18 protein-coding genes and 2 tRNA genes are annotated in these 13818 nt (G+C 65.4%); 9 read left to right on the top strand and 11 right to left on the bottom strand.

What is annotated here, in order from left to right; translation table 11 throughout:
- Positions 1 to 438 precede the first annotated feature (438 nt).
- The 5 genes from Hhyl2_RS04585 to Hhyl2_RS04565 all read right to left on the bottom strand — a co-directional run bounded on the left by Hhyl2_RS04585 (position 439) and on the right by Hhyl2_RS04565 (position 3576).
- Positions 439 to 768: a 4Fe-4S dicluster domain-containing protein gene (locus tag Hhyl2_RS04585; protein WP_483549551.1), complete on the bottom strand. Its 330-nt coding sequence runs from the start codon at positions 766 to 768 to the stop codon at positions 439 to 441.
- 50 nt (positions 769 to 818) lie between these two features.
- Complete coding sequence (locus tag Hhyl2_RS04580) at positions 819 to 1631, bottom strand: alpha/beta fold hydrolase (RefSeq protein WP_483549550.1); 813 nt, start codon at positions 1629 to 1631, stop codon at positions 819 to 821.
- A gap of 27 nt (positions 1632 to 1658) precedes the next feature.
- On the bottom strand, positions 1659 to 1907 hold the full coding sequence (locus Hhyl2_RS04575; RefSeq protein WP_483549549.1) for a hypothetical protein: 249 nt from the start codon (positions 1905 to 1907) through the stop codon (positions 1659 to 1661).
- Positions 1908 to 2027: 120 nt separating this feature from the next.
- Positions 2028 to 3077, bottom strand: a complete 1050-nt coding sequence (asd, locus tag Hhyl2_RS04570) for an aspartate-semialdehyde dehydrogenase (RefSeq protein ID WP_483549548.1) — start codon at positions 3075 to 3077, stop codon at positions 2028 to 2030.
- A 64-nt stretch (positions 3078 to 3141) separates the two neighbouring features.
- Entirely contained in the window at positions 3142 to 3576 is a 435-nt protein-coding gene (locus Hhyl2_RS04565; RefSeq protein WP_483549547.1) for a DUF7960 family protein, read from the bottom strand.
- A 95-nt stretch (positions 3577 to 3671) separates the two neighbouring features.
- Between Hhyl2_RS04565 and Hhyl2_RS04560 the strand changes: the two genes are divergently transcribed.
- Positions 3672 to 4913: an MFS transporter gene (locus Hhyl2_RS04560; protein ID WP_483549546.1), complete on the top strand. Its 1242-nt coding sequence runs from the start codon at positions 3672 to 3674 to the stop codon at positions 4911 to 4913.
- Between the two features lie 7 nt (positions 4914 to 4920).
- Here Hhyl2_RS04560 and Hhyl2_RS04555 read toward each other — a convergent pair whose 3' ends face one another.
- Positions 4921 to 5544: a DUF4864 domain-containing protein gene (locus tag Hhyl2_RS04555; protein WP_483549545.1), complete on the bottom strand. Its 624-nt coding sequence runs from the start codon at positions 5542 to 5544 to the stop codon at positions 4921 to 4923.
- A gap of 61 nt (positions 5545 to 5605) precedes the next feature.
- Between Hhyl2_RS04555 and Hhyl2_RS04550 the strand changes: the two genes are divergently transcribed.
- The 4 genes from Hhyl2_RS04550 (at position 5606) to Hhyl2_RS04535 (ending at position 8153) form a co-directional block, all read left to right on the top strand.
- Positions 5606 to 6280 carry a DUF4013 domain-containing protein gene (locus Hhyl2_RS04550; protein ID WP_483549544.1) on the top strand — a complete coding sequence of 225 codons (675 nt, stop codon included), beginning with the start codon at positions 5606 to 5608 and terminating at the stop codon, positions 6278 to 6280.
- A 63-nt stretch (positions 6281 to 6343) separates the two neighbouring features.
- On the top strand, positions 6344 to 7381 hold the full coding sequence (locus tag Hhyl2_RS04545) for a tyrosine--tRNA ligase (RefSeq protein WP_483549543.1): 1038 nt from the start codon (positions 6344 to 6346) through the stop codon (positions 7379 to 7381).
- Positions 7378 to 8043, top strand: a complete 666-nt coding sequence (locus tag Hhyl2_RS04540) for a class I SAM-dependent methyltransferase (protein WP_483549542.1) — start codon at positions 7378 to 7380, stop codon at positions 8041 to 8043. Before Hhyl2_RS04545 ends, Hhyl2_RS04540 begins: the two co-directional genes overlap by 4 nt.
- Before the next feature lie 39 nt (positions 8044 to 8082).
- Positions 8083 to 8153, top strand: a tRNA-Gly gene (locus Hhyl2_RS04535).
- Positions 8154 to 8336: 183 nt separating this feature from the next.
- On the opposite strand, the gene Hhyl2_RS04530 is transcribed toward Hhyl2_RS04535, so the two are convergent.
- The 3 genes from Hhyl2_RS04530 to Hhyl2_RS04520 are packed head-to-tail and all read right to left on the bottom strand — an operon-like array spanning position 8337 to position 10117.
- Complete coding sequence (locus tag Hhyl2_RS04530; RefSeq protein ID WP_483549541.1) at positions 8337 to 8738, bottom strand: hypothetical protein; 402 nt, start codon at positions 8736 to 8738, stop codon at positions 8337 to 8339.
- A 55-nt stretch (positions 8739 to 8793) separates the two neighbouring features.
- On the bottom strand, positions 8794 to 9606 hold the full coding sequence (locus Hhyl2_RS04525; protein WP_483549540.1) for an HD domain-containing protein: 813 nt from the start codon (positions 9604 to 9606) through the stop codon (positions 8794 to 8796).
- Between the two features lie 37 nt (positions 9607 to 9643).
- Positions 9644 to 10117 carry a redoxin domain-containing protein gene (locus tag Hhyl2_RS04520; protein ID WP_483549539.1) on the bottom strand — a complete coding sequence of 158 codons (474 nt, stop codon included), beginning with the start codon at positions 10115 to 10117 and terminating at the stop codon, positions 9644 to 9646.
- Between the two features lie 286 nt (positions 10118 to 10403).
- Here Hhyl2_RS04520 and Hhyl2_RS04515 point away from each other — a divergent pair, with 286 nt between their 5' ends.
- Together Hhyl2_RS04515 and Hhyl2_RS04510 are read left to right on the top strand one after the other, a co-directional pair.
- Positions 10404 to 10640, top strand: a complete 237-nt coding sequence (locus Hhyl2_RS04515) for a twin-arginine translocase TatA/TatE family subunit (protein WP_483550551.1) — start codon at positions 10404 to 10406, stop codon at positions 10638 to 10640.
- A gap of 72 nt (positions 10641 to 10712) precedes the next feature.
- Positions 10713 to 10786: transfer RNA gene (locus Hhyl2_RS04510), tRNA-Arg, on the top strand.
- 549 nt (positions 10787 to 11335) lie between these two features.
- Here the strand turns inward: Hhyl2_RS04510 and Hhyl2_RS04505 are convergent.
- The gene (locus Hhyl2_RS04505; RefSeq protein WP_483549538.1) at positions 11336 to 12229 is read right to left on the bottom strand and encodes a halocyanin domain-containing protein; all 894 of its coding nucleotides are present in this window, start codon (positions 12227 to 12229) and stop codon (positions 11336 to 11338) included.
- A 238-nt stretch (positions 12230 to 12467) separates the two neighbouring features.
- Between Hhyl2_RS04505 and Hhyl2_RS04500 the strand changes: the two genes are divergently transcribed.
- Positions 12468 to 12830 carry an ArsR/SmtB family transcription factor gene (locus tag Hhyl2_RS04500; RefSeq protein WP_483549537.1) on the top strand — a complete coding sequence of 121 codons (363 nt, stop codon included), beginning with the start codon at positions 12468 to 12470 and terminating at the stop codon, positions 12828 to 12830.
- Positions 12827 to 13129: a DUF7521 family protein gene (locus Hhyl2_RS04495; RefSeq protein ID WP_483549536.1), complete on the top strand. Its 303-nt coding sequence runs from the start codon at positions 12827 to 12829 to the stop codon at positions 13127 to 13129. The genes Hhyl2_RS04500 and Hhyl2_RS04495 overlap by 4 nt, the downstream gene beginning before the upstream one ends.
- Positions 13130 to 13135: 6 nt before the next feature.
- On the opposite strand, the gene Hhyl2_RS04490 is transcribed toward Hhyl2_RS04495, so the two are convergent.
- Positions 13136 to 13723: a halocyanin domain-containing protein gene (locus tag Hhyl2_RS04490; protein ID WP_483549535.1), complete on the bottom strand. Its 588-nt coding sequence runs from the start codon at positions 13721 to 13723 to the stop codon at positions 13136 to 13138.
- Between the last annotated feature and the right edge of the window lie 95 nt (positions 13724 to 13818).

The following is a 13818-nucleotide window of genomic DNA, read 5'->3' as shown; positions in this document are numbered from 1 at the left end:
TTATTCACGATTAACCACCAGATAACAGAACTGTCACGTGTCACAGGATTGGGAGCGGGTGGGTTCGGGCGCCGCTGACGAGTCGGGTCCCAGTCCTGCCGAGAGAGCTATCAGATTTGAATATTCGGTACGTAATCTGATATTCCGGAACGTGGAGGAGCGTGTATGGACAGCCAGTCAATCGAGACGACGACCAGCCAACCGACCGGGGCGAGGGGCGGTCAGTGTCCGCGGTTGGTCGGCCGGCGCGAGGTGCTCATCGGGACTAAGGTCCCATCCCGGCTTCGATCCCGAAACCGTCTCGTGCAGCAACGACGAATTACTCGTCGATGCCGACCGGTTAGAACGGCAGGCCGAGGCTGCCGCAGCCGTGGCCGACGCTGTGGAGCATGCCGGGCTGAAGTAGGTTCGAGGCGGCAGGCGCGCCGAACCGGCGACTCAGATTCTGCCCGCGCGACCGGGGTCGACGTCGATTGCGTCGACCGGACAGACGTCCACACACAGCATGCAGTCGATACACTGGTCCTCGTGAGCGGGGTCTGCTTTGATCTCGCTTTCGGGGTGGCCCGGCGTGTCGACCCACTCGAAGACATCGACCGGACAGTCCTCCAGGCAGGCGCCATCGGCGAGACAGATGTCGAAGTCGACGGCGACGTGTGTCCCGTGGATACCCAGCGTCTCCGGTTCCTCGACGGGACCCCACACGTTGTGCCCGTCGTGCTGTTCCACGATGTCACGGTTGTCCTCGAACTCTGGGTCGATGGCCATTGCTATCTAATCCCACCACGGGATTCTACTTAAAGGTTTGACCGGACACGTCAGGAATATCGCCCGAGGAAGTCGGCGGTCCGTTCGAACACCTCGTCGTAGCAGTGCCCGTGGAACGGGAAGGCGTGGTTCTCCTCACGGAGTTCCAGTTCCGCCGTCGTCACCGGCTCCAGTACCTCGTGGAACAGTTCGGACTGTGCGGCCGGGACCACGTCGTCGGCCGTCCCGTGAATCAGCAGCGTCGGTGGTGTGTCGGCGTCGACGTGACTCGTCGGGGAGGCCAGTTCGGCTCGCTCGGGATCGTCCTCGCTTGGCGCCCCGAGGTAGCCGATGTCGACCCGTTCCTCGGGATCGACGTCGTCCCGCCCCATCGCCAGGAAGTCGTAGAGGCCAGCGTAGCCGACGACAGCGTCGACCGCCGAGGACGCCCCCGGATACACCTGCGGTTCGAAGGCCGGGTCGTTCTGTGTGACGCCCGCCATCGCGGCCAGGTTCGCGCCGGCGGAGTGGCCGACCAGCGAGACGCGACTCGGGTCCGCGCCGAACCGCTCGCCCTCGCTGCGGACCCACTCGATCGCGGCCTTCACGTCGACCACCGGGGCCGGGAACTGCGAAGTCGGTGCCAGCCGGTACTGTGGCTCGATTGCGACGTACCCCTCGCCGGCGAAATCCATCGCCTGCCGGGCGAACTCGCCCTTGTCACCGACGTGGAACGCGCCGCCGCGGACAAGGATCACGACCGGGAGCGGACCGGTGACGTCTGTCGGTTCGACCACGTCGAGGCGCAGCGTCCCCTGCTCGGTCTCGTGGAACGGTACGTCGCGGGTGACCGTCAGCGTCTCGGCGGGTTCGGACTGGCGCATCGACAGGGTCTCCGGGTGCACCCGGTTTCAACGTCCCGGTGTCGCCGCCCGTGTGGACTGCTGGCGGTCGGCAGCGGGCCGGTAATCGGCGTCGTAGAGCCACTCGACGGCTCGCTGGGCCGTCTCGGGGGCGTAGCCAGCCGCCTCGACGGCTTCCGCGACCGCCGCGTCCGGGACGGCCCCGCTGGTCTGCCCGTCGAGCAGTTGCCACTCCTCCAGCGCACAGAGTTCGGCCGCCGAATGGTCGGCCATCGTCAGCCAGACGCGTCCTTCCATGGCCCACACTTCGGTCGACGACAGCAAGAAAGTCCGTCAGACGGACGGCGGACTATAGTGGCAATTGGAATCAATGCACACCCGATCGCACGACTGCAGTGCGATCGGTGTGTAAATCGTTCAGTTGGTACTATCTAGGTAGCCGTTCTCCAGGAGGAGTTCGCCGTTGAGGATACTCGCGCCGGCGGCGCCACGCATCGTGTTGTGCGCGAGGCAGTTGAACTGCACGCCGTCGGTCGTCTCGCGGAACCCGCCCACGGCGACACCCATGCCGCCCTCGGTGTTGCGGTCCAGACGCGGCTGTGGTCGGTCGGGCTCGTCGAAGACTTTGATCAGCTGTTCGGGCGAGGACGGCAGGTCGACGCCGGTGACCTCGGCCATCGCGTCCTCGGCTGCCTCGACGGTGACGTCCTCGTCGGTGTCGGCCCAGACGTTCTCCAGGTGGCCATCCAGCGTCGGGATGCGGTTACAGGAGGCCGCGACGTCCATGTCGTGGAGGCGGACCTCGGCGCCGTCGAAGGTCCCCAGCAGCTTCCGGGACTCGGTCTCCATCTTCTGTTCCTCGCCGCCGATGTGCGGGATGGCGTTGTCGATTATCTCCATCGAGGACACCCCGGAGTAGCCGGCACCCGAGACGGCCTGCAGCGTCGAGACGCGGACGTCACTCAGGCCGAAGGCGCGGTCCAGCGCCTCCAGGGGCGGGACCATCGTGATCGTCGAACAGTTGGGGTTCTTCAGCAGCGCGCCGTCCCAGCCGCGCTCGTCACGCTGGACCTCGATGAGGTCGACGTGCTCGGGGTTGACCTCGGGGATCGTGAGCGGGACGTCCGGGTCCATCCGGCCGTTCGAGGAGTTCGACGAGACCACGTAGCCGGCCTCGCAGAACTCGGGTTCGACCTCCGCGCCGATGCTGGAGGGCAGTGAGGAGAAGATCAGCGAGACGTCGTCCGGGACGTCCTCGGGTGTGGTCGCGCCGACCTCGATCTCGGCAACGTCCGCCGGGATGGGCGCTTCGACGCGCCACTTGGCGGCCTCGCGGTAGCTCTTGCCGGCGCTTTCCTCGCTGGCTGTCAGTGCGGCGATCTCGAACTCGGGGTGGGGGTCGAGCAGCTGGATGAGTCGCTGTCCGACAGCCCCCGTCGCACCGAGTACACCTACGCGTACAGTCATCGGTTGACACACGGCCGTGGGTAGTCAAAACAGTTTGGATACGCCTCGCCACGCCTGCTTGCGATCAGGCCTCCACCGTGTCCTCGAACACCCAGGAGACGACGCGGGCCTCGACCAGATCGCGGTCCTCGACGTGGGGCCCTTGCGGCTCTTCGAGTACCGATTCGGCCTCCCGTCGCATCCGTGCTTCGAGGTCCGAGTGGTCGGGTTCGTCGCGGACGTCGTTGAGCAGCGCCTCGAAGTCCTCCCGCAGGTCGAAATCCGCACGCGCCGCGTTACAGCGAGAGAGCGGGCTCATCCCCGTCTCCAGCACGAGATCCCTGACCGTCTCCCAGTCACTGGCACAGAAGTACAGCGACACCTCGCCGACGATGTCCTGCCAGGCGATCGGACCCGAATGTTTCAGCAACGGGACCGCCCGTGGCGGGAGGTCGAGTCGGGTTGCCACGTCCGGGTTCCCACACAGACAGCAGGGCGTCTCTCGCTTCCCGGTGTACATGTCCAGATGTTGGGCTGGACGGACTTGGCTGCTGCGTTCGGGACGTGTGCACACGGCAACGACACCCCTAACTGCGCACGGTCGTACCCGTGGGTATGAACCGAGATGCCGACGGGAGCGACAGCTCGCGGACCGTCGTCCTGGCGGTCATCGCGAGTTCCTTCTTCGTCGGCTTTGGCGGGGGCGTCGTCTTCCCGATCCTGCCGAACCTCGGGTCGCTGCTCGGCATCTCGCCGTTCCTGGTGGGCCTCATCCTCAGTGCGAACCGGATCACGCGCATCGTCGCGAACGCGCCAGCGGGGTCGCTCATCGACCGGTTCGGGACCAGAACGCCGTTCGTCGTCGGCCTGTTCGTCGAGGGGCTGGCGACGGCGGGCTACGTCGTCGCACTCAACGCCGACGCGCCGGCCGCATGGTTCCTGTTCGCCCGTGTCCTGTGGGGCATCGGGAGCGCGCTCGTCTTCGCGACGGCCTACACCATCGCGGCCGACGTCAGCGACGCCGACTCGCGCGGGACGAACATGGGCGTGGTCCGGGGCGGCATCACGCTCGGCTTCCCTGTCGGCCTGTTCCTCGGTGGCGTCGTCAGCGACCTCTACAGCGTGACCGCGGCGTTCCTGCTGGCGGCCGGGTTCGGGATGCTGGCCAGCGGCATCGCCTACCTGCTCGTCCCGGAGACACACGTCGACGAGACCAGAGAGAGCGTCGCCCCCTGGGACGTCGAGCGGAGCACGACTACGCTCACCGTCGGGCTGGTCAACTTCGGGCTCTACTTCGCGTACCTGGGCGCCCTGTTCGCGACGCTCGTGCTCCTCATCGACGCCAGGGACCTGCTCGCCTGGGGCTACGGTCCCCAGGGGATGTCCGGCGTACTGATGGCCGTCACGGTCGCTGCGGCATCGGTGTTCATGCTCGGCGGCGGGCGACTCAGCGACGGCGACACCGGTCGGCTCCCGGTGTTGCTCGCTTTCCTCGTCGTCTCGTTCGCGGGGTTCGTGACGCTCGTCGTCGCCGACACGCTGGCCGTGCTCGCCGTCGCCTGCCTCCTCATCGGTGCGGGCCAGGGTGGGACCAGCGGCCCGCTGGTCGCGCTGCTGGCGGACCTCACACCCAACGAACGGATGGGACGGGCGACGGCGACGAACAACGTTCTGGGTGATTTCGGCGGTGCGCTGGGCCCGATTATCTCGCTGCCCATCGTCGAGACTGTTGGGTTCACACCGATCTACGTGGCCTGTGCGGTGATCCCGCTGGCCGCGTCGGCCCTGCTCGTCGGGAGTGTCTACAGCGAGACAGGCGCCCTCACGACGGGATCGGAGACAGTCCCCGGTAAGTGAGGCGCGCTCACTCCGGCAGGATACCGGTCGTCATCCAGCACCCCTCGTGTGGAGTGCGAGTCTGCTTTTCGAGGAGCCAGGAATAGGTCGCATTCGTCCCGTTGCCGGTCCGAACCGAAACCTGCCGCCGGGCAGTTCCTCGGGTATCGTCCACCTCGACGGGTCCGTACGTGGTCGACTCCGCCACCAGTAGCGGTCGGTACTCCGTCGTGATCATCCCGACGAAGCTCTCGTATCTGGAGAACTCCGCCCGCTTGGACTGGGACAAGAACTGCCAGGTCGTGTTGATCCCAGCGTGTGTGGACAGGTCGTCGTTACGCAACGCTGCGACCTGAATATGGACGACGAGGCCGGGCGGTCGCTCGCAGTTCGGTCGGAGCGAGTGGTAGCGTGGTTCGGTGACCGGATCGTCGTCCGGTGCGGTGATACTCCCCCAGTACTCGTACTCGGCGCTCGGTCCGTCGGACGTGTCGGTCGCTGTCGGCTGTGCCGTCGTGGTCGGGACCGGTGCCGGCGTCACGGCCGATTCCGTGACCTGCTGTGGTTCGCCGCCGACGATCTGCCCACAGCCCGCTAGAGCGACCAGCACGGCGAGCCCCACGACCGCGAGCCCACCCCGCTCACGGGTCATACCTCCTGCTCACACTGGAGTCGCTTTGGTGTTCTCCTTTCGAGCGACCACCGGAGTTTAAGTGCGCCTGCCAAGCACCGGGAGACAGATGCTCCGCGAGGCACTGGGCTACCCACAACGAGGGCCGGGCTGGCTGAAAACGGTGGTCGTCGGCAGTCTGCTGACGCTTGTCGGGACGGTCACCTTCGTCCCGCTGATCCCCGTCCAGGGGTACCTGTTGAACGTCGCGCGGACGACCGCCAGGAGCGAGCGGACCCCGCCGCGGTTCGAGGGGTGGGGCGACCTGTTCTTCGACGGCTTCCGTGCCATCACCGTCCAGGTCGTCTACCTGCTCGTCCCGGTGTTGCTCGTCCTGCTCGGTGTCCTCCTGGGAGGGTTCGGCACCGTCGGCGCGGGCGGGAGCGGCGCCTCGACGCTCGGTGTCGCAGTCGTGACACTGGGATCGCTCGCGGCCGTCCCCGTGGCCCTGCTCGTGCCGGCGGCACTCGCCCGCGTCGCAGTCACCGACTCGCTGCTGGCCGGGTTCGACCTGCGGACCGTCGCCACCATCGCCAGACAGCCCGAATACGTCGTCGCCATCGTCCCCGGTCTCGGCGTGTTGCTCGTCCTGGGTGCCGTCGGGTCGGCGCTGACGCTGCTCCTCGTCGGCGCCGCGTTCACGTTCTACGGCCAGCTGGTCGCCTTCCATCTGTTCGGACAGGGGTACGCGGCGGCCACCGGCGGCGGAAGGGAGTGACTATCCTCGCACCGACGAGTCGACACAGGAACGTTTTACTCCCCCGAGCGGGGACCGACCGGTATGGATACTGACGAGCGCCTCGCCCTGACGACCCGTCACACGCAGGAGGTCGTCACCGAGGACGAACTCGCAGCACTGTTCGAGGACGGCGACCCGTCGGCCTACATCGGCTACGCGCCTACCGGCGAGATGCACATCGGCCACTTTACGACGATGCGAAAGCTCGCCGACTTCCTGCAGGCCGATATCGACGTGACGGTCCTCATCGCGGACCTGCACGCGCATCTGGACGACGAGAAGAGCCCGTTCGACCTGCTGGACTCGCGCTCGGAGTACTACCAGGTCGCCATCGAAGGGATGATCGAGGCCGCCGGCGCCGACCCCGACGACATCGAGTTCGTCCGCGGGACCGACTTCGAACTCGACGAGGAGTACTCACTGGAGATCTACCGGATGGCCGCCGAGACGACCATCTCGCGCGCACAACGCGCGGCCAGCGAGGTCGTCCGCGAGTCCGACTCGCCGAAGCTCGGGGGCTTGCTCTATCCGCTGATGCAGACGCTCGACGTCAAGGCGCTGGACGCCGACATCGCCTACGGCGGCATCGACCAGCGCGGCATCTACATGCTCTCCCGCGAGATCCTCCCCGACCACGGCGGCGAGTCACCGGTCTGTCTGTTCGCCCCCCTGCTGTCGGGCCTCTCGGGCGGGAAGATGAGCGCCTCCGACGAGGCCTCGAAGGTCAACCTCAACGACTCGCCCGACGTCGTCGAGGAGAAGATCGGGCAGGCCTACTGCCCACAGGGCGAGGTGGAGGACAACGGCGTCCTGGAGTACCTGGAGTACCTCGTCTTCCCGGTGCTTGCCGAGCGTGGCGAGGACCTCGTCGTCGAGCGCCCCGAGGAGTACGGCGGCGACCTCGTCTACGAGACCTACGGCGATCTGGAGGAGGACTTCCGCAGCGGCGAACTCCACCCCGCCGACCTGAAGCCGTCGGCGGCGGCCGCCATCTCCGAGGTCATCGACCCGATCCGCGAGCGCCTGGACGCGAACCCCGAACTGCTCGCGGACGCCTACCCCGAAAAGTACGACGAGTGACCGACCGCTCCCGACGGCGAGTTCGTGAGACCTACGAGACCATCGGCGCACACTTCGCGAAGACGCGCGAGTACGCCTGGCCCGAGGTCGAGGCGTTCGTCGACGAGTACGGTGACCGAACAGGCGGGTCGACGGCGCTCGACCTCGGCTGTGGCAACGGTCGACACGCGGAGTTGCTGGCCGCTATCGCCGACCGCGTCGTCGGGATCGACGCCAGTAGCGAACTGCTCGCGGTCGCGGCCGACAGAGTGTCCGACAGTGTCGAGTTGGTCGAAGGCGACGCGTCACGACTCCCCCTTCGGTCGGCCAGTATCGGGCTGGCAGTCTACGTCGCCACGCTGCACCACCTGCCGTCGGCCGACACCAGACAGGCGAGCCTGGCCGAACTGGCCCGTGTGCTCGCTCCGAACGCGCGAGCGCTCGTCAGCGTCTGGAGTACAGCCCACGACCGGTTCGACGCCCCCGCCGACGCCGAGACGGGATTCGATACGACGGTCGACTGGACGCTCCCCGGCGGCGAGACGGTCCCGCGGTTCTATCACATCTACGCCCCAGCGGAGTTCGAGCGTGCACTGGTGGCGAGCCCGCTTCGGACAGTCTCGTTCGAGGTGTCCAGCGGTAACTGCTACGCCATCGTCGAGTCCGAAGGGAAAGGTCCTTAATCTCCTTCCGTTTACAGTGGCTTGCAACACGAGAAGTGAGCGGCGGTGGTCTAGTGGCAGGACCTGAGCCTTCCAAGCTCATGGCCCGGGTTCAAATCCCGGTCGCCGCATTTTGCTGCGAGCAATCCGCGAGCAGCAAATGCTGTATGAGGGATTTGAATCACGCGAGACGAGCGCAACGAGTCTCGCCATCGGGTTCAAATCCCGGCCGCCGCATTCTGCGAGGAACAGACGTGACGAGCGACTGCGGTCACTGGTGAGAGGGCACAGAGAGAGCCACTCTGTAGGGCGTACTACCGCTCGACGTCCTGGTACACGTCGGAGGTAATTCTCGCTTCGGGATTGGTCCCGAGCGAGAGTGTCAGGCCGTCTTCGTCGACCGTGGCGTCGAGATCGACTGGATTCTGGCTCGCAGCCTCGCGAGCGGGGACGACGAAAGGCTGGTCGCGGTGCGGGAACCCGTCTACAGCGACGCGTGCGGTGTCGACAGACGATTCGACAGGAGCAGGAACCGCCTCGTCGTCGGTATCTGTCGTGTCTCCATCAGGGCCGACCACGCGACGAAGATAGGGGATCTTTTCGAGGAGCGCAGTCGCTCGCGCTCGGAGTCGTGAGACCACAGACTCTGTCGACGCCCCGTCAGGTGCCGTTTCAGACCTGTCTCGCCGCTGTTCGTCGAGGGGCGTGAGACTCATGCACACAGCTACGGTATGAGTCATTAAAACCGTTGTGTCGACTACAGGTATGGGCCTAGAGTTCGATGCGTTCGACGATCTGTTCGTCGTCGTCGTGGGTGTTGATCGCGACGATACGGACAACGTCTTCGAGTCCCGAATCGTGCAGTTTTGCTTTCAGGAGATTGTCGACCTGGTAGACGCCCGCGGCGTTGTTCATCTCGATCTCGACGAGCACTTTGGAGTCGTCGCCCGGTCGGAGTGACACCCGTTCGATTGCCTGGCTGGAGACCGTGTTGATACCGCGCCCCCCGCGTTCGTAGGGGATCCGAGAGCGGCCGTGTTCCATATCGAGGGCGTCGGCGACCCTGACGACGCCGGCTTCGAGCGTCAGCGGCATCTCCTCCGTGTGGTGACAGAGGATCGCGTGGAGGACCTCACCTTTCACGCGGACGCTCTCGGCGACGTCGTAGAACTGCGGGAGGAACTCGTCGAGCAGGTCGGCGGCCAGCGGGATCGAATAATAGGGGTGCTCGTCGCGGTGGACGACGTGGCCGATGTCGTGCAGGGTCGCCGCCAGCGCGACGATGACAGCCTCGTCGGCCTCGTCGAGGCCCTGTTCGGCCGCGCCGTTGAACTCGACACCGCCCCGTTTGAGGAGGTCGTACAGACACAGCGCACGGTTGCGGACGATCCTGATGTGTTTCTTCCCGTGGTCGTTGTACCGCTTGCGAGTGACGGGATTGACGTTCTGTGCTTCCAGATAGGTCTGGATCTCGGTATCGGATTCGACGGCATCGAGCACGGCGTTGACGCGCTCGTCGGGGAACGCGTGGGCCGCTTCTGGGTCGTAGATCCGACCGCTGTCGTCGTCTTCGTCAGCGCTCATACCGCAACCACTGCGGCCACGGGAAAAAATCCTCCCGTTAAGCCGACTGGACGGCGTCGACGACCTCGTCGTAGTCCGGTTCGACGCCGGGGTCGTCGCTGACCCAGGCGTAGCTGACCAAGCCGTCGGTGTCGACAACGAAGACAGCACGCTTTGCGACGTTGTGGACGCCGAGTTCCGCGAAGTCCATCGAGACATCGTAGGCCTCGACCAGGTCGCGGTCGTTGTCGCTGATCAGATCGAACGACAGGTCCAGTTCGTCACGGAAGGCGTTCTGTGCGAAGGGTGTGTCGATACTGACACCGAACAGCTTCGCACCAGCGTCCTCGATGTCGGTGATCCGGTCCTGGAACGTACTCATCTCGTGGCTGCAGACGCTCGTGAACGCGCCGGGGAAGAACGCCAGCGCGACCGGGCCGTCGTCGAGTGTGTCCGCGAGGGAGACCTCGTCGACGTCGCCGTTTGCGAGCGGTGCAGTGAATCGGGGTGCGTCGTCACCAACTTCGACCATTATCGGGTGTCCCTATCGGCGGCGGCCTCAAATCCCTTCCGAGACGGGATGGGCGAGGTACTATCACAGGAATTGATAGATCGGGCGTCAATGTCCGAAAGACACCCTTCGTTAGCCACACATGCACTTCTCCGTGGCGCCCGCCGAGAGGGTCGAAACGGCTCGTCGCGGCCGATACGCGGTCGCAGCGCCGTCCTGGGCGGGAGCACCGAGCAAAAAGACTATAATAGCAACCACGTTAGGTTCGTTTACAATGTCAGGGACATTCGTACCACTGTTCCCAGGGATGCCGGGGACGACCGAGATGATGGTCATCCTCCTCATCGCTGTCCTGCTGTTCGGGGCGAACAAGATTCCGAAACTCGCGCGGTCGACCGGTGAGGCCATGGGCGAGTTCCAGAAAGGTCGCGAAGAGGTCGAGCAGGAACTCGAAGAGATGCGTGACGGAACGACGAAGGCCGACGACTCCAGCAGCACGAGCACCAGCACCTCGACGGAGCGGACCGCCGAGGCCGAGGAATAAACGGCCCTATTTTCCGGTTTTCGACGGATCACGAGCGAAAGCGTTTTTCAGCCCACCGAAGATACTCCGGCAGGGCGTGTGGCCTAGTGGACCAGGGCGAGGGGTTCCTAACCCCTAGATCGCGGGTTCGAATCCCGCCACGCCCGTAGTGGGTGAGCGACAGCGAACCCCGGAGGGTGACCGGAGATTCGAACCCTGGGAGCCACAGCCCGGAACGGCGCGAAGCGCCGCACGCCCGGACTGTCTCCGTCCGGTTCGAATCCCGCCACGCCCGTTTCCGGCGAACGACAGTGAGCCGTGAAACGGCACGGAGTTCGAAGCACGGAACGAGCGAACGAAGTGAGCAAAGTTCAGGCGGTTCGAATCCCCGCCACGCTCGTCCAGTGAAGAACGAGTCCGAGCGGGCAGTGAAAACACGTGGCTGCAGGAGTAGTCAGACAGCGGCTCCGCCGTTAGCAGTGAGGTGTCACTGGAAGGCAGCAGGCGTGATGCCGACCTACCGCTAGTGTCGAAGCGGCGACCGCGTTCTGGAGTTTCAGGACGCCGATCCGGTCGTCCTTCCTTCCGAGTGCTGACCGAAACGTAGCTGGAAAGCTCGAGATTGCAGCGGGAAGGGCGGGTGCTGGAGGGCCGAGGGCGGGCAGGTAGTAATCCGCCGTCACGATAGCGGACTCGTCGACGATGATAGTGGTGGACTACTCGACGATGATAGCACCGCGGGCACCGAGCGCGCGGTGGGGAGCACAGTAGTACAGATAGACGTCGGCCGTCTCGAAGGTGTGTTCGTAGGTCGTCGACGATTCGCTGGCGACGTGGCCCGAGCCGATGTCGTGGGTGTCGAAGATCACGTTGTGGGCGCCGCCGTTCCCCGTCCACTCCCAGCGGACGGTCGTTCCTGGACTGATACGCAGGACAGGCGGGTCGAAGGCGAAATGTCCGCCGTTGCCCTTGTCGGCGACGGTCACTGTCGCCGGCCCCGACCCGTCGTGGTCGGTGATGGTTCCATCGAAGTTACTGGTCTCTGTGACCCACTGATCGACGGCTTCGTAGCCGGTCGACGGCGGTTCCCTGACGATGACGGCACCCTTCATCCCGTCCTCGCGGTGGGGCTCAGAGACGTAGGCGTGTGTCCCGACCTCCTCGAAGATGTAGTGGTAGCCGGTCCCCGGCTGTGCGTTCGTGCGTCCACTGTCGAAGGTGCCGTCCAGGGCGACGACGTTGTGCTGGCCGCCGTGGCCCGTCCAGTCCCAGCGGACGTTCGTCATCGGCGGAACCTCGACGACCGGCGGAGCGAAGGCCATCCCGTCGTCTGTGGGTTCGCCGACACGGATCGTCGGTTGGTCGCCGACCGCGTATCGACGGGGCTCGCCGTCGTAGGCGTTGGCGTCCGCGAGCCAGTCCGAGAGCGAGTCGGGCGGGGTTAGTTCGGGGCTCTCGGTCGTGGTCGCCGTCGTCTTGGTCGACGTTGCGGTGGCCTCGTTGTCGGTCGGCTGGCCTGTCTCACCGGACGAGACACAGCCAGCAGTCGCCGTCAGACCGGCCAGGGCGGTGCACTTGAGGAATCGGCGCCGGGTAGAGGGCTGTGGCATTGCATTTCCCAACTTGGGACGGGAGTATCCAAAAGGGGGTGCCCGCTTTCCAGATTCTGGGAATCAACGACCCGCCTTTAGATTCGGGGCCTTTATACCGAGGTGGACGGGCCCGAACCCCCCTGTGACCGACATGTTGAAACGCCCACCGTCGGACGTATCCGACAGCGGTCACGTCCGTCCATCGAGCCGTACGCGTACGGACCAGGCCCCAGCCCCCACAGGAGGTCCCCCGGTCGTGAGTGGTGACGAAGAGATAGACACACAGGCGGTGTTCGACGCACTCGCCGACCCGGACTGTCGTGAGATCCTGGCGTCCCTCGACGAGCCACGGCCGGCGAAAGCGGTCGCGGACTGCTGTGAGATGCCCCAGACGAGTACCTACCGCAAACTCGAACGGTTGAGCGAGGCGGATCTCGTGGCCGAGGAGACCGAGGTTCGGGCCGACGGCCACCACGCGACGCGGTACGTCCGTGACTGTTCGGGCGTGTTCGTCGCGATCGGTGACGAAGACCGGTTCGACGTCGACATCATCAGCGACCAGGAGAGTCCGGACGAACGCCTCGCGAACCTCTGGACACGTGTCAGTGAGGAACTATGAACGAGAACATCCCAGTCGTTGTCCTCGGTTTCAAGACAGTGACGCTGCTGCTCGGCGGCCTCATCACCTATTTCGCCGCCAGAGCAGCGCGCAAGACACGTTCCGAGGGACTGCTCTATCTGGCGGTCGGGTTCGCGACAGTGACGTTCGGATCCCTCGTCGCGGGCGTTGGTGATCAACTGTTCGGCCTGGCGACCGGAACAGCACTGATCTTCGAGAACGCACTCACGACCGTCGGGTTCGTCGTTATCGCCTACTCGCTGTACGTGACACGGCAGTCGTCGATGCGACGCACATAAGCGAGCCTACTCGACGACGATGGCGCCTTTCATGCCCAGGCCCTTGTGTGGCAGACAGTAGTACTGGTAGATACCCGTCGATTCGAAGGTGTGGGTGAACTCGTGACCGGACTCCGTGACAGTCTCGCTCTCGAATGCACCGCCCTCGTCGACGACGTTGTGGCCCCCGCCCTCGCCGGACCACGTCCACGTGACTGTAGTCCCCGAATCGATTCTGATCGCCGCCGGGGCGAACGCGAACGCTCCGCCGTTGCCCTCGGCGCCGACCGTGACCTCGACGCCGTCGCTCCCGGTCTCGTCCGCGACGCTCCCGTCGAAGTTGTCGACGTCGGAGAGGTAGCTGGAGACCTCGGACGGGACGGATCCGCTCCCAGCGTCGCTGCCGGAGCCCTCACCGCTGCCGCCGTCGCCACTGGACCCGTCGCTCCCGCCGTCACCGCCGGAGCCGCCGTCACCGCCGGAGCCGTCGTCGCCGCCCGAGCCGTCGTCGCCGCCCGAGCCACCACTGGAGCCGCCACAGCCAGCCAGCAGCCCGACCCCGGATACGACTGCGGTACTACGGATGAACGTCCGCCGATTCAGGTCGTTTGACATACACCCACTGGTTGGGACCGTACACGGAAAAGTGAGTCGATCGTGACAGAAGTGGAGTAACAATAATTCGGTTCTCGGCCCACTATATCCCGGCA

Source organism: Haloarcula sp. H-hyl2 (genome assembly GCF_056934385.1).
This window is presented reverse-complemented; position numbering and strand designations above follow the sequence as displayed.